This window comes from Slackia faecicanis, assembly GCF_003725295.1.
GTDB classification, from domain to species: Bacteria; Actinomycetota; Coriobacteriia; order Coriobacteriales; family Eggerthellaceae; genus Slackia; species Slackia faecicanis.
This window is the reverse complement of record NZ_QICB01000001.1, coordinates 164,871-186,747: the sequence shown is the minus strand read 5'-3', so window position 1 is coordinate 186,747 and position 21,877 is coordinate 164,871. Positions and strand designations below refer to the sequence as shown.

The 21,877-nt window shown below is 60.5% G+C and carries 15 protein-coding genes; 5 read left to right on the top strand and 10 right to left on the bottom strand.

Features of this window, described 5'->3' with window-relative positions; genetic code table 11:
- Window positions 1-230 precede the first annotated feature (230 nt).
- The 8 genes from DMP07_RS00830 to DMP07_RS00795 all read right to left on the bottom strand — a co-directional run bounded on the left by DMP07_RS00830 (window position 231) and on the right by DMP07_RS00795 (window position 15,038).
- Window positions 231-2,336 carry a DUF6541 family protein gene (locus DMP07_RS00830; protein ID WP_123197268.1) on the bottom strand — a complete coding sequence of 702 codons (2,106 nt, stop codon included), beginning with the start codon at window positions 2,334-2,336 and terminating at the stop codon, window positions 231-233.
- A gap of 272 nt (window positions 2,337-2,608) precedes the next feature.
- On the bottom strand, window positions 2,609-5,185 hold the full coding sequence (locus DMP07_RS00825) for an NTP transferase domain-containing protein (RefSeq protein WP_123197267.1): 2,577 nt from the start codon (window positions 5,183-5,185) through the stop codon (window positions 2,609-2,611).
- Between the two features lie 178 nt (window positions 5,186-5,363).
- Window positions 5,364-7,439, bottom strand: a complete 2,076-nt coding sequence (locus DMP07_RS00820; RefSeq protein WP_123197266.1) for a sulfatase-like hydrolase/transferase — start codon at window positions 7,437-7,439, stop codon at window positions 5,364-5,366.
- Window positions 7,429-9,345, bottom strand: coding sequence for a membrane protein insertase YidC (gene yidC, locus DMP07_RS00815; protein ID WP_123197265.1), 1,917 nt, complete (start codon window positions 9,343-9,345; stop codon window positions 7,429-7,431). The genes DMP07_RS00820 and yidC overlap by 11 nt, the downstream gene beginning before the upstream one ends.
- Window positions 9,346-9,445: 100 nt before the next feature.
- Window positions 9,446-10,600, bottom strand: a complete 1,155-nt coding sequence (locus DMP07_RS00810; RefSeq protein WP_211324467.1) for an acyltransferase — start codon at window positions 10,598-10,600, stop codon at window positions 9,446-9,448.
- Between the two features lie 16 nt (window positions 10,601-10,616).
- Window positions 10,617-11,801, bottom strand: a complete 1,185-nt coding sequence (locus DMP07_RS00805) for a glycosyltransferase family 2 protein (protein ID WP_161956992.1) — start codon at window positions 11,799-11,801, stop codon at window positions 10,617-10,619.
- Window positions 11,802-11,809: 8 nt separating this feature from the next.
- Entirely contained in the window at window positions 11,810-12,880 is a 1,071-nt protein-coding gene (locus DMP07_RS00800; protein ID WP_161956991.1) for a glycosyltransferase family 2 protein, read from the bottom strand.
- A 58-nt stretch (window positions 12,881-12,938) separates the two neighbouring features.
- Entirely contained in the window at window positions 12,939-15,038 is a 2,100-nt protein-coding gene (locus DMP07_RS00795) for a DUF6541 family protein (protein ID WP_123197261.1), read from the bottom strand.
- 216 nt (window positions 15,039-15,254) lie between these two features.
- Between DMP07_RS00795 and DMP07_RS00790 the strand changes: the two genes are divergently transcribed.
- Both DMP07_RS00790 and DMP07_RS00785 read left to right on the top strand, forming a co-directional pair.
- Entirely contained in the window at window positions 15,255-15,938 is a 684-nt protein-coding gene (locus DMP07_RS00790; protein ID WP_123197260.1) for a glycosyltransferase family 2 protein, read from the top strand.
- 2 nt (window positions 15,939-15,940) lie between these two features.
- The gene (locus DMP07_RS00785; RefSeq protein ID WP_123197259.1) at window positions 15,941-16,300 is read left to right on the top strand and encodes a DUF2304 domain-containing protein; all 360 of its coding nucleotides are present in this window, start codon (window positions 15,941-15,943) and stop codon (window positions 16,298-16,300) included.
- On the opposite strand, the gene DMP07_RS00780 is transcribed toward DMP07_RS00785, so the two are convergent.
- Both DMP07_RS00780 and DMP07_RS00775 read right to left on the bottom strand, forming a co-directional pair.
- Window positions 16,290-17,447, bottom strand: coding sequence for a glycosyltransferase family 4 protein (locus DMP07_RS00780; protein WP_123197258.1), 1,158 nt, complete (start codon window positions 17,445-17,447; stop codon window positions 16,290-16,292). The genes DMP07_RS00785 and DMP07_RS00780 overlap by 11 nt on opposite strands.
- Window positions 17,447-18,301 (bottom strand): LicD family protein, encoded by an 855-nt coding sequence (locus DMP07_RS00775; protein WP_123197257.1) that lies wholly within the window; start codon window positions 18,299-18,301, stop codon window positions 17,447-17,449. The genes DMP07_RS00780 and DMP07_RS00775 overlap by 1 nt, the downstream gene beginning before the upstream one ends.
- A gap of 309 nt (window positions 18,302-18,610) precedes the next feature.
- Here DMP07_RS00775 and DMP07_RS00770 point away from each other — a divergent pair, with 309 nt between their 5' ends.
- Genes DMP07_RS00770 through DMP07_RS00760 form a run of 3 tightly spaced genes read left to right on the top strand, consistent with a single transcriptional unit; the run spans window position 18,611 to window position 21,851 of the window.
- Window positions 18,611-19,447: a LicD family protein gene (locus tag DMP07_RS00770; RefSeq protein WP_161956990.1), complete on the top strand. Its 837-nt coding sequence runs from the start codon at window positions 18,611-18,613 to the stop codon at window positions 19,445-19,447.
- Window positions 19,448-19,459: 12 nt separating this feature from the next.
- Window positions 19,460-20,734 (top strand): lipopolysaccharide biosynthesis protein, encoded by a 1,275-nt coding sequence (locus tag DMP07_RS00765; protein ID WP_123197588.1) that lies wholly within the window; start codon window positions 19,460-19,462, stop codon window positions 20,732-20,734.
- The gene (locus DMP07_RS00760) at window positions 20,724-21,851 is read left to right on the top strand and encodes a glycosyltransferase (protein ID WP_244594797.1); all 1,128 of its coding nucleotides are present in this window, start codon (window positions 20,724-20,726) and stop codon (window positions 21,849-21,851) included. Before DMP07_RS00765 ends, DMP07_RS00760 begins: the two co-directional genes overlap by 11 nt.
- Window positions 21,852-21,877 lie beyond the last annotated feature (26 nt).

The window sequence follows — 21,877 nt, the reverse complement described above, 5'->3', positions numbered from 1 at the left end:
CAACGCCCGCAACCATACGCTATCGAAACGAAGCCCCGCCTTGTCAAACGACGTCCGGACAAGGCGGGGCTTCATGCGTTCAGGGCATCGCATCCGTACAAGCGCGAAAATACGGCGTCCGAAGCGCCCGACGGACGAATGCCCCGGCCCGTTCGAAACCCGATACGCGAAGGCCTCCCGCACGCTTGATGCGGGAGGCCTTCGCAGCTTTGCGGCAAGGGCGGAAAACCTTATACCACGATGCGATACAGCCTCATATCGCCTTCGCTCAGCACCGTTTCGAAGCCGGGCGTGGCGTCGTCGATAGCGCGGATGCCGCTCCATAGCTCGTTGTCGATATCGTCTTTCAGGACGAAACGGCGACGCTCCATGTCGGAGCCGAGGTCTTGGTCTTTGCCCTGGTCCAAAACCAGGACGTATTCGGCCCCGATGGATTCCACGGCTTGACGCACGCGCTCGTCTTCGGCGATCCGGTACAGGCCCTGCCTGATCGCGGCGCTGTCTTCGGACTCGTTCGACTCCGGCGAATAACCCGTCAAATAACGATAGTACGTGCGCACGCCCTCGTATCCGTACAGGAAAATGCTTCCGTCGTCGGGGCTGTTGATGATCGGCTGGTCGTCGGGAACGATCTGCTCGACCTGGCGGACGAACTCCTTCTCGGAAGCGTCGAGGTAATTCATCTTCGACACCGAATTCTGGTCTTCGACGCGGTTCCTGATGTCGCCGAAGGCCGTTTCCACCTTGTGGTGCCCGGGAATCACATAGCTCGGGAAGAATACCGCCGTGACGCTCAACGCGAGCACCAGCACGGCGGACACGTACGGCGTAGGCTTTCCGCCTACCGACTCGACCGCACGGTCGAGCCCGCGCGCGACGAAATGCACCGCATGCCTCAAGCCCAGCGCCGCCATGGGAGCGGCGAGCAGCGCCGCGGTCGAGCCCGTGCGCAGCTGGTCGGTGTACCAGAAGCCCGCAAGAAGATGCTTGATGAAGCCGTCATGGGCAAGGTCGACATAGCAGATCGCGCACGCGAGCAGAAACGAGCAGGCGAACCAGCGGTAACGTCCGTCGACCAGGCTGCACGCCGTGCCGATCAGCACGAGCGCGGACAACAGCAACTGCGCCGGCGCGTAGCTGAACGACAGCAGCGCGATATTGGCGATCGCCTGGGCCTCGCCTTCTTTCGCAGGCCAATCGAACCAGATGACGTCCTGCAAAAACGGCGCGTTGAACAGCGCCCACCAAATGGCCGCGATGCCCGCCACGGCAACGGCGGCAAGGCCGATCCGGCATGCGCGAGGATGCGCCGCATGCCACGGGAGGAAGCGTGCGAAGCGGGCTGCCCGCACGACGCAGAACGGCGCGAGCAGCACCGCGGCGGAAAAGACCGCATTGGGCTGCGCACACGCGAGCGACACGATGCCCACGACGAACAGCGCCGCGCGCACGATGCGCACGCGAGCTCCGACGCCGTCGTCGAAAATGCCCATGAACAGCACCGCCACCACGGGAAGAATCGCATACGAAAGCAGGTTGGGATACAGCGGACCGAAGGTCAGAAAGCCCCACGGAAACGTGGCGAACGCGAGCGAGACGAACGCGCCGCAGCGCACGATGCCGCGCCTTCCTTCGAACAAACGCTCCATCAGCACGAACGTGGACAGCGGCAGCACGATGCCCACGACGACCGCGTTAACGGCGTTGGCGGCCATGGAAACCGTGGCGCCCGATGCGCTTACCACCAGCGCGCCCAGGCAATGCCATGCGGACGGGTAGAACATCGACTCGCCCTGCCACGGCGTGAAAGAGCGGTCGAGCGCGGTGGCATACGACGTGGTGGTCAGCATGGAGAAATTGCCCGACTCGACGAAAGCCCTGATGGAGCTCAGATGATGCGAATTGTCCCACGCCTGCAGGAACGAATCGGGGCCGTCGAGGTTTTTCACGAAGACGAGCCCGACCACCGCAAGGCCCGCCAGCACGTACAAAGCGATCGAAAACCATTCCTCATTCATGGCCTTGCGAAACGAGCGCCCCATATCCGCCACGCCCAGGCGCGTCGGATTCCACGACGAGAACCACGGCACGAAGCGCACGATCGCGGCGGCGACGATGCCTGCGGCAAGGCACGGCAGAAACACCGTCTGCCACGTGGCGAAAACGCCCAAGGAAGGCAAAACCGCCGTGACGACCGCATATCCGACGATGCTGAACACGGGCGCACAGCACAAAGCGACCGCCGAACGCACGCGCAGGGCTTTCAGGGCAAGAAAGCCGGGCATATAGAGGAACACGGCCGCAAGGGCCATGGCGATGAAAAACGTCGACCACATTCGGATTCTTCTCGATTCTTCTAAAGCAACGTCGAAATGCGACGGAAAAGATCAAAGGAAGGCGCGCGCCCGGATGACGCCGAAACCCACATCGAAGCGGTCGTGAAGCGCGTGCATGCATAGCAGCTTACCCGAAGGGCCGTCCCCTGCGGGCCGGCCCTTCGAAATAACCATGGAGCGGATGAAACGGCGGGGCGTATGCCGCCGCCTTGGGAGAAACGCGGCCGCATCGGCGACCGTCTTCCGCAGAGCCTGCGCGGCGGAAGACGCGCTTAGGCGATGCGGTACGCGGGATCGACGTCTTGCAGCTCGGCGAACGAATCGATCTCCACGATCGCGGAAGCCTCGAAAGGACGCACGTGCACGTCGTAGCGGTCGGCGCGCAGGCGCAAAGCGACTTCGTCCCAGAACACCTGCTTGTTCTCGTCGTTTTCCTCGAAGGCCGCAGGAATGTCTTCGCGCAGCTTCGCGCCGTCTTCGGCCGTCCAGTACGAAATGCCCGCCATCTGCCAGCACGGGGCGTCTTTGCCCTTGGCGAGCGCCACGATGCGGCCGTCCTCGTCGGCGTCGAAATACCAGTCGTCGGTGGATTCGACGGGCAGGCCCAGATAGTTGGAGCGGTACTGATACTTCGTCACCAGCGAGGGGTCGACCAGATACAGATCGCTTTCGAAGACGTAGGCGTTTTCGAACAGGTCCTTGGCCAGGACGGCCGAAGAGATGTTGTTCGTCTTATCGTAGCGCGGGTTGTCGATGAAGCGCACCATGGGATAGGTGCTCAGCAGCTGGTCGAACTCCTCGGCCAGATATCCGCGCACCACGTAGATCTCTTCGATGCCCGCGGCCAGCACCGCGTCGATCAGGCGGTCGATGATGCGCTTGCCGTGGACGCGCACGAGCGGCTTGGGAGTGTTCACCGTAATCGGCAGCATGCGGCTGCCGAAGCCTGCGGCGAAAAACACCGCCCGCTTCGCGCGATAGGGCTCGAGGCGCTTCAGTTCCTCGCCCGACGCGACGCCCGCGCGCTCCTTCGCCACGAGCTCGTCGAATTCCTTCTCAGAAAGCGGATGCATCAAAACCTCTCTTTCCTTATAAGCAGGCAGCGCATACGCCGAAAACTCCTTCGCGGCGCGATACCAGGCATACAGCCACTCGCCCATCGCGTTGCCTTGCGATTCCTTATAAATGGCCCAGACGTACCAGTAGTACCCCACGATCGCCGTGCATCCCATGCAATGCAGCAGCTCCGCCTGGGTCGCCTTGCGGCCGAAATAGACGTCCACGACGTGCGCGGCCTCTTCGACCGAATAGCCCGAACCCTGGGCGATGAAGTTGCCGATGTCGCAGGCGTAATCGCCCATGGCCGAGTATTCCCAGTCGATCAGATGCATGGCATCGTCTTTGACCAAAAGGTTCGGCCCGTAGAAATCGTTGTGGCACAGCACCGGCGCGCCCGCCTCGGCGCGCACGTAGCGCGCCAGCTCGCCGAGCGTTTCGGACAAGGCGGAAAAATCGCTCGGTAACGGATATCCCGCCTCGCGCAGCAGATTTTCGATCTTGCAGGCCTCATCGTAGAAGTCGAACTGCCAAGGCGATTTCTCGCCGCTTTCATGCAGGCGGCGCGCCAAGGCGAGCGCGCGGGCGACGTGGTCGGGGTCGTAATAATCGAATTCGACACAGCCCGCCACATAGCGCGATATCTTCCAGCCCTGCTCGGGGTCTTCGTAGACGAAGGTGTCGTCGAGCCCGAGACGCTTCGCCACGGCCAGCGAATGGGCCTCGGCCTGCCTGTTGACGATTTCGTCGGTACCCAGGCCCGGATGGCGGTAGACGTATTGAACGCCCTTGCACGAGAACAGGACCGACAGGTTGGTCAAGCCCGCCTTCACCGGACGCACGCGCACGATGTCTTCTCGCTCGCAATCGAGCGTCGTGCAGATGTTGTCGAGGATCGACGAATCGACGTTCGCCAGGAAATCCCTGTCGAAGGCGCACAAATCGCTCATGAAGTTGAACTCGTGCAGCGTGCCCGAAGGCAAAAGACGCACATGGAAGACGAATTCGCCGCAGTGGGCCGCATAGACGTCGTCCCAGTGCAGCGGCTCCATTTCGGGGGCGTCGTAATCGCTTTCGATGATATCGAGCAGGCGGCCGGCGCAATCGGCGTCCATGTAGACGGGGCCGCGCATGCACCATCCGTTGCCGCGGTCGCGCTCGACCGACACCGCCACTTCGTTCGCATTCCAGGAAACGGCCATGTCGTTGGTGCGCGCCGCCTTGCGGTCGAGGCGCAACGTGGGCTCGTATTCGTGCGATTCGAACGGATTGGCCGTGTAGTACTGGTCGGACGAGCACACGTAGGCGCCGCCGCGCAGCACGTCTTTCGCAGCGTAGAGCGACGCATGGTTGCCGCGCGTCGCATAGTCGGGGTTCACGACGATTTCCACGCCGCACTTCTCGCTCAGATAGAAGAACGACTCCTTCATATAGCCCACAACCACGGCGATCCGCTCGACGCCGGCTTCCCGCAGCTGAGAGATCAAGCGCTCGATCAGCACCTCGCCGCGCACTTCGAACATGGCCTTGGGCTTTTCGAACGACAGCGGGGCCAGGCGCGTCGCCGCGCCCGCCGCAAGGATGACCGCGCTCTGCACGCGATACGGCGCAAGCGCATCCAGACCCTGCCCGGTAATGCCGGCATCGTCGATAAGGCCCTCGTCGCACAGCTCGCGACAGGTCTTTTCGACCAGGCCGAGCGACATATCGGCGGCGTCGGCAAGCTCGCGCTGGGTAGAGACGCCCTCTTTCGAAAGGCGATACAGAATGTCGAATTGATAGCGCGTCAGCATAATGCCTCGTTCATTTTTTACGTAGAATTGACAGTCCTGAACATAATAGCGTCTGAACTGGCCGATTCATAGGACAAACGCAAGAAACGAAGCCGCCGCGCACAAGGCGGCGAAGACGAAGGGGCGCCTGCTTCTGGCAAGCGCCCCTTCGTTTCATCGCATGGCACGATGACGCGCCTTATTCGATAGGCCACTCGGCGCCCGTCGCATGCCACGCGGACCAATCCGTGGCCTCGCCGTCGATGCTCCACTCCTTGATGCGCGTGTACTCATTATCGGGCCCGACCACGGAAGTCGAGCAGAAGTAACGCGTGCGCGGCTCATCGGGCACGTCGAACATGTTCATGCCGCCGTACGTCGACGGGTCGCCCCCGACCGCATCGAGGACCGTGGCCGCGAAATCGAGATGGCCCGTCGGAACCTGCGACACCTTCAACGGCGCCCGAGAAGCGTCGCCCGAAGATGCGGGCTTGGCGATCAGCATGGGGTTGGTCGGCCCCGAGATCTCGTCGGCCAGGTACCAGTCGCCATGGTCGGCCGTCACCACGATCGTCGCCGAATCGTACAGGCCGAGGCGTTTGAGCTCGTCGAGATAGGCCTCCACGATATGCAGCGCGCCGAGGCCCTGCTCGATCATGTCCCCCTCGCCTTCGACGCGCAGGCCGTCGCGGCCGATCGTGTACGGCGCATGCGTTCCCGCCATATGGATGACGCGGAAGCTGCCGGCCTCCCCTTTTTCGACCGCCGTAAGGCCCTGGCGCGACAGCAGGTCGTAATAGCCCGCATCGTCCATCTTCCATACCGAACGCGACGGGTCGTCGGGGTGCTCCACGAGCACTTCGTTGTTCACCTCGTCGGTATAAAACCAGCACAAAGGCTTGAGCGCCCAGGGAAGGTCGCGGTACAGCGCGCACTTGACCAGCATGGCCAGCGCGGCAGGACGGTCGATTTCGCATGCAAGCGGCTTGATGTTGTCCGCCTTCGCCTCGAGCGCGCCGATCGCGTCGTAGATATCTGTAGCATACAAATCCACCGCGTAGCCCTGGGCCGCGATATCGTCGAGCAAGTTCGGCTGCGTGTACCAGTCGGCGATCTTTCGCGTCGAATAGCTCGCATCGTCGGCGGCAAGCGAGCGGCCCGTCAGCAAGGTCGACATGGCATAGCGCGTGGGAATCATGGAGCCCGTCGAATTCTCGAACCACGTGAATCCCGTGAACGCGTCCAGACACGTCGGATCGGTCTCGACCGCACGGCGCAGATATTCGGTGTCGAAGGTGTCGAGCACGAACACGATCACATTGTCGCGCGAGGACACTTCCGAAATCCCCTCCATGGTGACCGTCGGCTTGTCGTCGAGCGGCGTATAGCCGTCATCGCCCGGCGTCAGAAGGACCAGTCCCAGGCTGATGCCCTGGGCAACGATTCCCACCAGGCACAATGCGGCCGCCGACCCCGTGAAGGCAAGGGGCTTCTTCCATGAAAGCACGGCCGCCGACGCGAACAGCGCGACCCATACCGCCCCGGTCAGCAGCGTCACGGACAGATACGCCTCCCAATCGACCTGCGATCCGTCGGCGGGAGGAAGCGATGCGTTCATGAAGGTCGCCTGCACGTAGGCCGCGATGCCCAAAACGGCCGTGGCCGCAAACACGAATCCGAACGCGCGGCCCTTCAAGCACGACATGGCCGCCGCGGAAACGATCGTCGCGGCGACGCCTGCCGCGACAAGCAGGCCCGCCACGTCGTCGACCGAGAACATGAGGCTTTCAGGGCTCGCCGCCACGATTTCAAGAGGGCCTGCCACGACCACCGTGAAAAACAGCATGGCCGACGCGGCAAGCGCGAACAGAAACCGGGCGGAACGGCAGAATTCGACCGGCTTTTCGGCGTCGAGGCTGCGCTCGAGACGACGGGCGCGCTCGTCCGCTTCGGCGCGCAGCCGCGCGCGTTCGGCATCGTCGCCTTCGATGCGATGCACAGAGGCGTCCGCCTCTTTGCCCGCATTCGGGTCTATGCGAAGCGCCTTGAACAAGAACTTGCGCAGACGGCGCCAGGCCACGCCGATGACCGCCGACAGCGCCACCGCCACGCCTGCGAGCGCCTGAATCGTATAGGTCATGACGGAAGGGTCCACGTACGCGTACGCAGGCCGCGCGAAGCCGGCGGCCAGAACCACGGCGATCGAAAGCACGACGAAGCAGTCGGCCGCCTTCACCGACGCATATGCCCGACGCTGTTTCGCATCAACGGCCATTGCGGCCCCCTTCCTCGCGCTGCGCCTGCTTCTCGAGCACGCGGTCGAGAAGATAGGCGCCCGCGACCTCGCCTCCGCGGCCCACGTTGTAGATCATCGACGCGCGCACCTCGGCGATCGCATCGCGCCACGCTTCCGGATGCGCGACCATCTCGTCGACCACGTCTCCCAGCCTATCAAGCGCATCGAGCGGCACCGAACGGCCGATGCCGTTGCGCAGCGTTATATCGGTCGGCTCGATTCCCAGCTCCTGCCATTGCGGGTTGCAGGTCTTCATGGGCGTGTCCACGAACACGCACGGCTTGAGCGTGGCGAAGGCGAACTCGCACGATATGGACGACCAGTCGGTGATCAGCACGTCGGCGTCGTAGATCGAATCGGACGAGCTGAAGTCCTGTTCGAAGTGCAGTTCGTCATCGGAGTAATCCGCATAGCGGCCCTGCAGCGATTCCCATCGGGCGCGGTAGCGCTTGGTGTATTCGGGATGCGGGCGCACGATGACGCGGTAGCCGCGGCCGAGCAGCGGACGTATGACCTCGTCGGCGCAGATGTCGAGGATGCAATCCTCTTGCCACGAAGGCGCAAGCAGCACCACGGGACGGCCGTGCGCGGGCTTTTCGCGGCGGGCGTAGCCGGCGATCTGGCGATCGAGCAGGTCGTAGCCGCATTCCACGAGCGCGCGGGGGCGAATGTCGCGCAACTCGGCCATACGCTCCAACTCGTGCTTCTGATGGGGACCCACGCACAAAACGGCATCGTAATGGTCGAGGGCCTCGCGCGAAGACACCAGATGCACCGATGTCATGTGATGGAACAGATAGACGTATTCGACGTCTTTGCGCACGTAGGAACGCTTGAGATAGAAGTTTTCCAGATCGTCGAGCGTGGCTACGGCCACGTCGCAATCGAGCTTCATCATCAGCGTGATCAGACGGCGCTCTCCAATGTAGTACGGCATGAGACGCGGGTTCTCCCCATGCAGGGCGAACACCTGGTCGTTCGGGTCGCTCGTCACGTAATGGATCGCCACGTCGGAATTCTCGAGCAGCCACTCGATGGCTCCTTGGAAGTATTTATAGAAGCCGCTGCGCTCGGAATAGAACACGATATGCTTGTCCACCACGTTCATGAAGCGGCGATAGTCGCGCTTCTCGCGCTTCGCCAGCGGGTCGCGCCTGTACCAGGGCGTCTTGCGCGCGGCGAAGGCGTTGAGCGCCTCAAGTTCTACGCGGCTTTGCGCGAGCTCGGTGTAGTCGATGTATTTGGCGGGACGGATGCACAGGTTGCACAGCGCCTGGATGGCGATAGCCATCAGGTTCGAGCAGATCCAATAGAAGGCCATGCCGGCCGCCACATAGATTCCCAGCACGAACGACAAGGCGATGGAAAGGCCGTTGGTGGTGTTCTTCTCCATCTTCGACTGCTCGCGCTGCAAGGGGTTGATCCGATTCTGCGCGAAGCCCATAGCCACAGCCGAAAGCGCGGCGAGCACGGGCATCGCCCACGAAATGCCGCCGTCTTCGGCAGGCACCATGCCGAGGAATTCGGTACCGGGCGCCCCATGGTCGGTGATTCCGTGAATGACTTCGACCAGGCCGAACAGCACGAGGATCTGCACGGCCAAAGGCACCAGCGAAAGCAGCGGGTGATAATGGTGCTTCTTATTGAGCTCGGTCTGTTTTTCGCCGATGGTCTCCGCGTCGCCGAAATATTTCACCTTGATGCGGTTGAGCTCGGGCATGAGCTTCACCATCACGATGCTGTTCCACTGGCACCACAGCGAAAGCGGCATAAGCGCGATCTTGATGATGACGGTGAACAGCAGGATCGCCATCCACCAGCTGCCCGTCAGGTCGTAACAAGGCTGCACGATGTAGGAGAAGGCGTGCGCAAGCGCTTCAAGCATGATTCGTCTTCCTTCGGTTCAGTCTTCGCGCCCAAGCAGCGCCTGCGCCGCTTGGGCCGTTACAAGGGGCGCAGGACCGTCGAGCGGCCGAGCTCTTGCGTTAAGCGGCCTTGTTCGGCGCGATGCGATTCGCTACCGCATCGAACAGCGCCTTGGCACCCTTGACCGCGGTGGAGTCGATAAGCCAGGCTAGAACAGTCGACGCCGCGAATACAACGACGGCGAACAAGCCATGGACCGCGATCGTGGAAATTCCTTGGTCAAACATGAAAAATGGCTGAATCGCATACAGCACCATCATGTGGCACAAATAGATGCCGAACGAATGCTTCGCCACGAAAGAGACGAGACGGAATCGGGGAATCTTCTCCCCCAGGTCAAGCAGCGCAACATAGATGCCGACGGCCATGACCGTATAAAGAGGCGAAACCTCGACTGCGTAGGTCGAAAATCCTGCATATTGGACCGCGACATTGACGAAGAAGCAAACGAGCGCCAACAATTTCAACGCCTTTCGAACGCGAGAGTTCCCGCCGAAACGGTCTATCAGAACGCCGAGGCAGAATGCGAACGCAAATCCGCTGAACAAATAAGACCAAGAAAATCCGATTCCCATATTGTCCAAAACGGTCAAAACGGCATTGAATCCGATGCCGATGCCGATGAACGCCTTCGCTTCGGAATCGGGCATATGCGCGAACATGCGCGCCAAAAAGGGAGCAACCAGCAAAAAGCCGCAAAGCGTGAACACGAACCAATATTCCGTTCCTGCAAAATCGGAAAGGGTCCCGTGCACGAAATACGAGGCTACCTGGCCGACGCTTTGCAAATCGCCGCGCAAATCGAAGACGCTACGTATGGCGAAGTAAACCAAGACAGGGACCAATATATTTCGCGCCTTGCTGCGATAGAAGCCCTTGAGGGCGCCTTCGCCATCGCGTTCTCGAAGATTAAACTTGCCCGACATGATAAAAAATAGGGCATTGCCCGACAAAAACACCGTTCCGCACGCGATGAACCAAAGCAACCCGACCGTAGTGCCAGTGTCGACGACGACGCGGCAATGCACCGCGACCACGAAAAACATTGCAACGGCCCGTACCAGGTCGTACCCGAAAATGCGCGTTTGCGCCATACATCGTCTCCTTCTACGAGAAAAGCCATGCGAACAATCGAACGCCCGTCTTCCGGCGAAACGCGGAAGACGGGCGGCATGCAAGCGGCGTATAAAAGCCGCGAGCAACAGACGCGCCAAGCGCGTCGGCGCATCGTTATTCCAGATTCGAGAGCAGCAGCTCTTCGAGCGAATCGGCAAGGCGCTTATCGCATGCGGCGCGCTCCTTTTCGCCGTCCAGCCAGCCCGCCAATTGCTTCTTCGAGGGGCCCGCCTTGCGGCGGAACAGGTCCTTCGCCTTGATGAAAGGCCTCATGACCAGTCCTTTCACATAGGCCTTGCGGCCCATGCGCGCGGCGACGTAGCGCCATAGCTCCATACGCGGCATCGCCTGGGCCGAACCCTCGAGAACGCGGCGATACACTCGCGCGATAGGGTCGGACAGCCCCGCCGCAGGGTCGCCGTGGCCCTCGAGGTAGCGCTCGTAGAGCTCCTTCAAACGCGCGAACGCACGCTGCGCGTCATCGGGAGCCAAGGCTCGTATGTCCAGGAACAAGAAATCAAGCGACCAATCGGCAAGCCGGGAAGGCCCCAGATCAATCAGGCCGCGCCTGTCCCACGACGAGAACACGGCCTCCACGATGTCGAGATGCTTGCCCATACGTCCCGCAAGGTCGTCGAACAGCATGCGCATCGCCGACCCTTCGCGCACGACGCGATAGTCGTAGAGCTTGTCCGAAATGAAAGCCGTCTTGCGCGCAAGCGGATACACGTCGAAATGAAACGCCTGGTCTTCGCCAAGAGGAAGGCTTTCGTCATATGCGATGCCGTTATCGACGAGAAACGCCCTCGTGGTCGCCGTGCGCCATGCGAACGGACGCGACTTCTCTTCGAGAAGGATCTTCCAGTCGAAGCCGTCATAGACCGCATCGCGCGGGCTCAGGCAATCGACCAGCCACGGGTAGCCGTCGCAGGCGGGAACGCAGTTGGCGCCGAACGTCACCACGTCGGCATCGGTTTCTCGAAATGCGCGGACAAGGCGCTCGCAGGCCTCGGGCACGAGCGCGTCGTCGGCGTCGACGCACAGCACGTAATCGCCCGTCGCCTCGCGCATGCCGGCGTTTTTCGCCGACGAAACGCCGCCGTTTTCCTTGCTTACCAGGCGGATGCGCGGATCGGCGGCCGCATGCAGCTCGATGATGCGGGCGGAGCGATCGGTCGAGCCGTCGTCCACACAGATAACCTCGAGGTCGTCATAGGTCTGCGCACGAACCGAATCGAGGCAATACGACAGATACTTCTCGACGTTGTAGACGGGAATGATGATGGAGAACTTCGCCACGACTCGACCTACCGACCCTTCGTCTTGCGCGCAAGGCCTTTGACCAGCAAGGAGATGCCGCCCTCTTGCACGTAGCAACGGGCTTTGGAAAGCGCGCCCTTGCTCGTGCTCGCCGCACGGCCCGCCTTGAACAGTTCGGGGGAATCGCAGATGATCTGGAAATCCTTTTTCTTCCACGGCTCGAACACGCTGAAATCGACGCGGCCGACTGCCATGTCGGCCTTGAACTCTTCGTGCATGCGCTGCAGAAATTCGTCGTTCAAAGGACTTGCCAGGCGCTCGTAATTCCAGAGGTAGTTGTCGAGCTTGACCTTCTCCTTCACGCCCCACAGGCCCTGTTTTTCAGGATGGGCCTCGAGGAAGCGGTCCATTTCGGCATGCTCGTCGCAGATGCAATACACCTTCGACGGCGAATTGACCGAAGAAGACTCGTTGTCCTGGCGGTAATGAAGCACTGGCTCGTCCAAGAACGCCACGCGATCGGCGCATGCCCACACTTTGAAATTGAAGGCTGAATCCTGGAAGGACGCGCCCGGCGTTTCGAGGAAGTCGATGCCGTGCTCGAAGAGGAAGTCGCGACGATAGACCGCCGACCAGATAGAGGGCTTCGCGAAGAAGATATCAGGCTCTTCCGACGGATTCACCGCACGCCCCGCCGCCTTCTTCGGAACCACCTCGAACAGTTCGTTCTTCTCTTCGGGAACGGACCAATAAAGCCAGAAGTTCGCCTTCGCCACCTGGGCCTTGTGCTTTTCGGCGGCGTTCACGAGCATCTCGAGCGCATCGGGCTCGAAGAAGTCGTCGGATTCCAGGATGCCGATGTAGCGGCCGCGTGCCTCGGCAAGGCCGCGGTTCATGGACGCGCCGTAGCCGGAATTGGGCTTATCGACCATGCGCACGCGCGGATCGCGCGCCATGTATTCTCGGATGATATCGGGAGACGAATCGGTGGATCCGTCGTTCAGGCAGATGATTTCGATGTCCTCGAGCGTCTGGGAGCATGCGGAATCGAGGCATTCCCTCAAATAGCGCTCGACATTATAAATAGGAACAAGCAAAGAAACCAACGGTTCGGACATATAGCATCCTCTCGATGAAACGCACAACATGTACAGGGTATCACTCGCACAATCGGCATCAGGCCACAATACGATACAGACGCATATCTCCCTCGCTCAGCACGATTTCGAAGCCAGGAGTTTCATCGGTGACCGCAGTGACTCCCTTCCAGTCCTTCAAGCCCACACCCTGATGAGGCCAAAAATGACGATAGACGGTCGACTCCTCCATGGTCGATACCCAGCCCGAATCAAGCACGAGCATATATTCGGCACCGACCTCAGCCACCGCATCACGAACTTCAGGGTCATACGAAATACGATCGATTCCCGTTCGAATCAGATAGCTCTCCCTCGTCTCGTCATCGTCTCCCGAAAAGCCCGAAAGATAGCGATAATAGGTGTTCGCTCCATCGAAAGGATACGCAAACACGCTTCCGTCGCCTGGGTCATTGATAATCAACTCATCCTTGCCGACGAGTTCGACCGCCTGCTCGACGAACTCCCGCTCATCTTTCTCGAAGACATCCTGAGCTGTCGCGCAATTCTGAGATGCCATCCGCTCTTTCAACGCATCGAAAGCGGAACGGAACCCCCCATCGGAAGCGACATACGGCACCATCAAGACGACAATTGCAATAGCGAAAGGGGCCAATCCCATTACGATAGAGTCGAGTTTCGCACGGTTCCCTGAGAAAACAGGAATACGCTCCAGCAAAGAAGCAACGCCCCTGGCCAGCGCAAAGGATCCATACGCCGCCAAGGGAGCGGCCGCGAGCGCAAGCATAGCGGCAGTACGCCACTGGTCCGTATACCAAAAACCTGCGAGAAAATGCTTCAATGGGCCGTCGACGCCCATGTCAATCGCATAAATAACGAACGCAAACGCATACGAGAATGCAACCCAGCGATACCGGGCATTCGCCAAAACGGCAAAGAAGCCGACAAGCACGACGAAAGCAAGCACGGGCTGGGCAGGAAGCTCGACGCACGAAAGCAAAAGAGCAGACGAAACGGCTCCGAGCAGCGTGGTTTTGGCGGGCCAATCGAAGGCGACGACCCCGGCCACGAACGGCGTTTTGTAAACAAAGGACCAGATTATAAAGATGGCAAGAACGGCAAGAGCTCCTATCAAAATTTTCCAGTCCGTTCTTCCCTTCGAGAAGCACTTGAAGCGGTCGACGATTCCCGAAATAGAGACAACCAAAAAGGCCGCAACCAAAACTCCGAGCGTGAACAAAGCATTAGGCTGCGCGAATGCAAGCGTCGCCATGCCGACCAGGGCGAGCAGCACGAACTCGACACGGTAAAAGCGCGCGATCCCCTTCTTGAAAAGCCGCAAGAACACGAACATGCAAGCAAAAATCAAAGAATACGACAAGAGATTGGGATACAAAGGGCCCCAGATGAGAAAGCCCCAGGGAAACGCCGTGAACAAAAGGGGCATAAACGAGCCGCACCAAAGAACCCCCCGCTTCCCGGGGAACAAAGCTCGAATGAACACGAAGAAGCTCACGGGGAACACGATTCCCGCGATAACCGCGTTGACCGCGTTGACGGCGACGAACACGGGAGCCCCCGTGGCGCCGGCCGACATCGCAACAAGGCAGTGCCACGCCGAAGGATAGAATGCCGAATCGTTCACAAAAGGGTTTTCAGCCGCGTCGACCACAGCGGCATACGAGGACGTGGTAAACGACGAATATACCCCGGAATCAAGAAATGCTTTCACGGACCCCAGATGATGAACGTTGTCCCACGCCTGCGAGAACGACCCAGGACCGTCGAGGGAAACGACGAAAACCCAGCCAGCGATGAGAAGATTCACAGCAATAGCCACGATCAATATGGCCCAATCGACGCTCAGGCGACCCTTAAAAAACGTCCCGCACGATTCATCGACGAAATCGTCAGAGCTGAAATCGGGAGCGGCCTTGAACGAAACAGCACAAGCGACGACGGCCACGGCGAGACTCGGAAGGAAAAGCGACACCCATGACGCCGAAATACCGAACGTAGGATACACGGCAGAGAGGACCACATAAAAAAGAATAGTCGGAAGCGGCGCACAGCATAGCGCGGCAATCGGCTCAAGACGAAGCGCTCTCAGGATAAAAAAGCCCGGGACATATAAAAACGAAGCGGCCGCAGCCATTACGAGAAAAAACGTCACCCACATATTCGATAAAACCTATCTTTGTCCGATATCCGTTCGAACGAAACAAGACAACAGCGCATTGCAGACATAAGCCGCACGGCGCATCAATAAACGTCATGACACTAACCGTTCAAATATACACTATGCATATCGCGCTTGTCCCCGCATAGACGCTTCGCTATATTCATAACACGTGATACCATAGGCATTTATGTACTCAACCGAGAAGATGGACTCATGAAACTTCTTGTAATCATTCCTGCATATAACGAACAGGACTGCATCGTCCAAACCGTCGAAGAGCTGAGGCAGACCGCCCCTCAGTACGATTACGTCGTCATCAACGACGGATCGAAAGACGCCACCAAGCGCCTGTGCATCGAGCACGGCTTCAATCTAATCGACCTTCCCGTCAACATCGGTCTGACGGGCGGCTTCCAGGCGGGCATGAAATACGCACTGCGCAACGGCTACGACGCAGCCGTGCAGTTCGACGCCGACGGCCAGCACATGCCGGCCTACATCGAGAAGCTCGCCGCCGAGATGGAAAGCACCGGCGCCGACATCGTGATCGGCTCGCGCTTCGTGACCGAGAAGAAATCCACGTCGATGCGCATGATCGGCTCGCGCCTGATCTCGGCCATCACCAAGCTGACCACCGGGGCATCCATTTCCGACCCCACCTCGGGCATGCGCCTGTATAACCGCAAGATGATCGAATGCTTCAGCTCCAAATCGGATTTCGGCCCCGAGCCCGATTCTATCGCCTACCTCGCCCGCAAGGGCGCGGTCGTGCGCGAGGTGCAGGTGAGCATGCGCGAACGCCAGGCGGGCGAAAGCTATCTCACTTTCACCAGGTCGATCGAATACATGATGCGCACCTGCATTTCCATCCTGTTCGTCCAGTGGTTTAGGAGCTAGCCGTGAACATCACTTTGCGCGTATTTCTGGTCGTCAGCGCCCTTGCGGTGCTGTATTTCGTGGTGCGCAAGATCAGGAAGTCGAAGTTCGAGGCGTCGGATTCGATCTTCTGGCTCTTCTTCATCGCCCTGCTCGTCGTGCTGGCCGCCTTCCCCCGCATCTCGTACGGCCTGGCAAGCATTCTCGGGTTCGAATCGCCTTCGAACTTCATATTCCTGTGCGTGATCGCCATCCTGATGATCCGCATCTTTTCGTTGACCGCGAAGGTCTCGCTCATGCGAACGAAGCTCGACTCCCTCGTCCAGGAAGTGGCGCTCGACCGCAACGAGCGGGCGCGCCGCGGCCAGGACGCTATCGATTAGCATCCTGGCACGCGTCGGCAACGGCGCAGGCGGTGCATTCCCACGAATACAGAGCGCGCACGCGCTCGAAGCTGAGGGCGCCTTGCTTCGCGAGGCGCCCTCTATCGTTGGCGGCCGCCTCGATCGCGGCGGCGATCGTTTCCGGCCGGGCGTCCAAAAGCACGGTCCCGTATGTTTCGTCGGGAATCATCTCGGCCACGCCGCCCACATCGGTGATAAGCGAAGGCGTGCCGCACGCAGCGGCCTCGAGAAGCGACGTCGAAAAGCCCTCGGACCTGGTGGGAAGACAGAATAGGTCCGACTCCTCCAGCAGCGCGGCGACATCGGGAGCGGAAAGCTTCCCCGCCACGGCTACGGTGCCGAGGTTCGCGGAGCGAATGCGGTCTTCGAGAGGGCCCGTGCCCGCCATGACCAACATCGCATCGACGCCCTTCCCATCGATTATCCTCATGGCTTCGAGCAGAGCGTCGACCCCCTTTTCGGGAATGAACCTGCCGACGAACGACACGAGCAGCGTTTCATCCTTTATGCCGAACGACGAACGAAACGAACGGCCCGACGAGGATGCGCGAAACGCATCGGCGTCGATCGCGTTGCTCAAAACCCCGCGGCCCTGTATGCCGAAGGTGGAAAGCCACTCGAGGCCTTTGCTCGAAACCGCGTAGAAATCGGGGCGGTAATGCTTCACGCGCGCCGTGATCGCATGCTCATATGCGACGACCGCCTTGTCGAGCAGCGCGTTGCCGAAGGTCAGATAGGCCGAGCCGTGCTCGCACACCACGGCGCGCAGGCCTTGCCGCTCGGCGAGCTTCAACCCGAGCAGCGAATGCAGATAGAAACGCGTGTTGACCAGGACGCCGTCATACGAACGCGAGCACAGCTCGCCCCAAAGACGTTTGAATTCGCCGTTCTTGCGCGGCATGGGCATGCGGCCGCCGATCAGCGGAAAGCACGGAAGGCGCACGACCTCCACGCCGGGAGCGACCTTCTCGATGCCCGAGGGCGCAGCCGCATCGGTCGTCGCCACCACGACCTCGTGGCCCTGGCGCGCAAGCTCGCGAGCCAGGTTGTCGGTGTATTTCTCAACGCCGCCGACATTAGGAAGGAACTGCGCCGAAAAGATCGCGAAACGTTTCGAATCGGCCATTATGCGGCACCGCCCGCACGCCACACGGTTCCGTCGCCGAAATCGATGAACTCGGGAAGATGGGTGCGTCGGTCCTCCGGCGCGGGAATCGTACGCCAGTCGCCGTACATGTTCTCGAGATACAGTTCAGGCTTCGCCGCTATCGGAAGGTCATGCCCGCAAAACGAAACGCGCGCCGGAGGAACCATGTCCTGCACGCGGCACGGCTTCATCGAAGGCCAGGAAAGTAACATGACCTCGTCGGAAGCGGCCCCCTCGAAAGACTGCGACGCATCGAAGCGGCGCTCGATCTCCGCACGGTTCGTGAACGCGCACACCAGATAATGTGCGATGCGGCATCCGAAACGCTCCACGGACCCCATGAACCCCTTGTGCGGAACCGTGATCGTCTTGGCATGGTAGAGATACGAGACCGACTGCCACGTGCGGGCCGTCTTCAGCTGGCGCGCACGCTGCCCCTCGTCGGCCGCAAGCACGTCATAAGGAAAGATGTCGACGAAAATTCCCTGGTCGCAACCCGCTTCGATCGTCTCTTTCGTGTGAAACGCCGTGCCTTCCTTGTACACCTTCGCGAACAGGCCCGCGAACGTCTCGTTGTTTTCGAAGGTCTGTAGCGAGTAGCCGGAGGGAAGGCCGTCTTGGGCCTCTTCGATGAAGCGGTCGTAATCGGCGCGCATCATGCCGATGTCGATATCGTCGTCCCACGGGATGAACCCGCCATGGCGCATGGCGCCGAGCGCCGTGCCCGAATCCATGAACCATTCGATACCGCGCTCTTTGCAGAACGCGTCGATCGCAAGCAGGATATCCAGCTCGGTCTCCTGCAGTTTCTTCAACGCCTCGGCGTCATTCATATCAGTCACTCCATACGTTCTCGAAACAAAGCGCCCGTCCGAAAACGGGCGCGATTCGTTTTTTGTCACGGCCCTCGCGCCGACAGGCGCCGCGATGCCTTCCAAGCATTATAGAGGTAAGACCTCGGCCGTGCTTCGCGACGCCGCGCCTTCGCGAAGAAGCCGGCCGCGACCGCGCGGCGCAAAACAACCGCGTTACGCTTGCTGTTGTTTTTGTTCCTATCCGCAATTTCGGCCCCATTGTCTCTATCATGGGTGATTCATGACAAGAATCGCGCGCATGGCTTCATGCCCTTTCCAGGAGGCTTCGTGAAAAAACGCCTATCCTCAGACGAAATCAAATCGATCGAACTGAACATCCTTCTCGAACTCGACCGCATCTGCACCGAGCACGGCTTGGCCTATCTGCTGGCCTACGGCACCTGCTTGGGCGCGGTGCGCCACGAGGGCTTCATTCCGTGGGACGACGACATCGACGTCTTCATGCCCCGCGACGATTACGAGAAGCTCTATTCGTTGTTCCAAAACGGTCTCGAAAGCCCCTACGAGCTGCAGACGCATCGCGACGGCAGCTCCATCTACCAGTTCTTCAAGCTGGTCGACCCCGCCACCGAATCGTACGAGACGTTCGTCGGGAAAAGCCGCCCCATCGGGCTTTGGGTCGACATCTTCCCGCTCGAGCGCATCGATCCTTCCGCGAAAGACGCCTTCGAAGCCGTTTGCCGCAGGCATAAGCGCACCGGCCTCAAACGCAGCTTCGCCCTGGCCGATTCCTCCGTGGCGTCGACGCCCGCCATCAAACTGGTCAAAAAGATCGTCTGCCCGGTCGCTCGCGCTCTGTTCGACGTGGAAAAGCTCAACCGCAGCCTCGAAAACGACGCTATCGGGCTGCCGGCCGCCACGGGCGCCGACCCCGCGACGCCCCATGAGAAGGGCTACTTCTGCGACATGCTGGGCGATGCGAACGTCTTCGAAGCATCGATGTTCTTCCCTACGCGCAAAGCCCCCTTCGAAGGCCATATGCTGCCCATTCCGAACCGCGCGGAAGAATACCTCTCGCTCAATTACGGAGACTGGAAGGCGCTGCCGCCCGAAGACGAGCGCCATCTGCACTTCCCCGAAGCATACGCGATCGACAAGGAGTGATTCGTGGCTGAGATGCAGCAAGAAAAGCCCCGGGAACTTTCCCTGAAGGCCAACGTCCTGTGGAATTCCATCGGCTCGATGTTCTATCTCGGGTGCCAATGGCTGATCACGGTGCTCGTCGTGCGCCTTTCTTCCGGATTCGATGCAGCAGGCCTTCTTTCGCTGGCCATGTCGGTCGTCGGCATTTTCGGAACGTTCGCGAACTACAAGATGGGCACCTACCAGATCTCGGACATCCACCGCGAGAACACGCTGGCCGAGTATCTGGCATTCAGATGCCTGACCTTGGGGCTGTCGTTTCTGGCCTGCATCGCCTACGCGCTGGTCACCTGTCCTCCGCACGCCATCATGACCGTGGCGTTGTTCTTCGTATACAAAGGCGTCGGGTTGCTGATCGACATCCTGCACGGCTGCGACCAGCAGCACCGCCGCATGGATTACATCGGCAAGTCGTTCATGCTGCAAGGCGTCGCCTCGATCGCGGCGTTCGCCGTCGTGTTCTACCCGACGCAAGACCTCAACCTGGCCATCGTGGCCATGACCGTAGCCACCGCCTTGGTCTTCCTGCTTTTCGATATGCGCAAGACGCGCCAATTCGAGCCCATCGCCTTGCACCTCACCCGCAAGAAGGCGTTTTTCTTCCTGAAGACCTCGCTTCCCGCTGTGATCGCGGCCGTCGCGGCAAGCGCCATCTTCACGATTCCCAAGCAGTACCTGTCCATGGTCGGCGGAGATGCGGCCCTCGGCATCTATTCGTCGGTCGCCGCGCCCGCGCTCATCGTGCAGATGGGCGCGACGTATCTGTACGGCCCGCTGCTCGACATCTTCCCCAAGCATTTCTTCGACGGGAAGATGAGCGATTTCGTCAAGCTGCTGGCGCGCACCGTGCTGTCGATTATCGCCGTGACGATCGTCTGCTGGATCGTTTTGCTGTTCATCGGCAAGCCCGTGCTCGTGCTGCTGTTCGGCCAAGGCATCGCCGAGCACGTCTATCTGCTCTATCCCGTGCTCATCGCCACCTCCGCCACGGCGTTCCTGTGGTTCTTCGGTGACCTGCTCATCGCCCTGCGCGATTTCAAGGCGAACTTCATCGGCAACGTGGTGGCGCTTGTGGCCGTGATTCCCTTGAGCGTGGTCTGCGTGAACGTCTGGGATATGAACGGCGTGAGCTTCGCCGGCATCGGCGCCTGCGTAGCGGGCGTCGCATACCTGACCTTCGCTCTTATATCCGCTATCCGCAAGCAATCCGCCCGCACCAAGAAGCAGGAGGAATCCTTTGAGCTCTAACCCCGTCCGCATCCTGCACGTCATCGGCGCCATGAATCGCGCCGGCGCCGAAAGCATGCTTATGAATCTCTATCGCGCATGCGATACCGAGCACGTCCAGTTCGATTTCCTCGTCAACGCCGAAGGCGACTACGACGAAGAAATCGCCGCGCGCGGCGGACGGATCTATCGCATCCCCCGCTACACGATCGCCAATTTCTTCGCGTACCGCAAAGCATGTCGGGAATTCTTCGATGCGCATGGCGAGTTCTCGATCGTCCACGGCCATATCGGATTGCCCGCGCCCATCTATCTGAAAGAAGCACGCAGAAGGGGCATGTACGCGGTCGCCCACTCTCATGCGCAGAACTACCCTCTCTCGCCCACCGAAGTCATCTTTCGCGCCGCCGCGCGCCCGGTGCGACGCGCCGCCGATTATTTCATGGCCTGCTCGCGCCAGGCGGGCATCGACCGCTTCGGCGCAGAAATCGTCGCGGACGAAAACCGCTTCCATGTGCTCAACAACGGCATCGACCTGGCATCGTATCGTTTCGACGAGGACGCGCGCCGGGCGCTTCGCCATACTATGGGCATCGACGAGCACGCGCCCGTGTTCGGGCACGTGGGACGCTTCGACCCAGTGAAAAACCACCGCTTCCTGCTCGACGTGTTCGCATGCATCCTGAAACGGGAACCCGCCGCGAAGCTCGTCTTGGCGGGCAAGCCCGACGATGGAGCCGTGCGCGCCTATGCGCGCGAGCTCGGAGTCGAAGACGACGTGGCGTTTCTCGGCGTGCGCGACGATGTGGCCCGAGTCCTGTGCGCCTTCGACGTGTTCGTGTTCACGTCGCTCAAGGAAGGCCTCGGCATGGCGGTCGTCGAAGCGCAGGCATCGGGCCTTCCCTGCGTCGTGTCGACAGGCGTGCCGGCCATCGCCCGCGTAAGCGACGCGGCGACCTTCCTCGACCTCGAACGCGGCGCCGAGGCGTGGGCCGACGAGGCGCTGAAGAAGCTCGACGAGAAACCTGCGCGACGCGACGCGTACATCGAAAACGTCAGGGCGGCGGGATTCGACATCGAAACGTCCGCGGCATGGCTTCAGGATTTCTATCTGCACCGCGCGCAATGCCGCCGCTAACGGCGCATCTCCTCCCGACATAAACT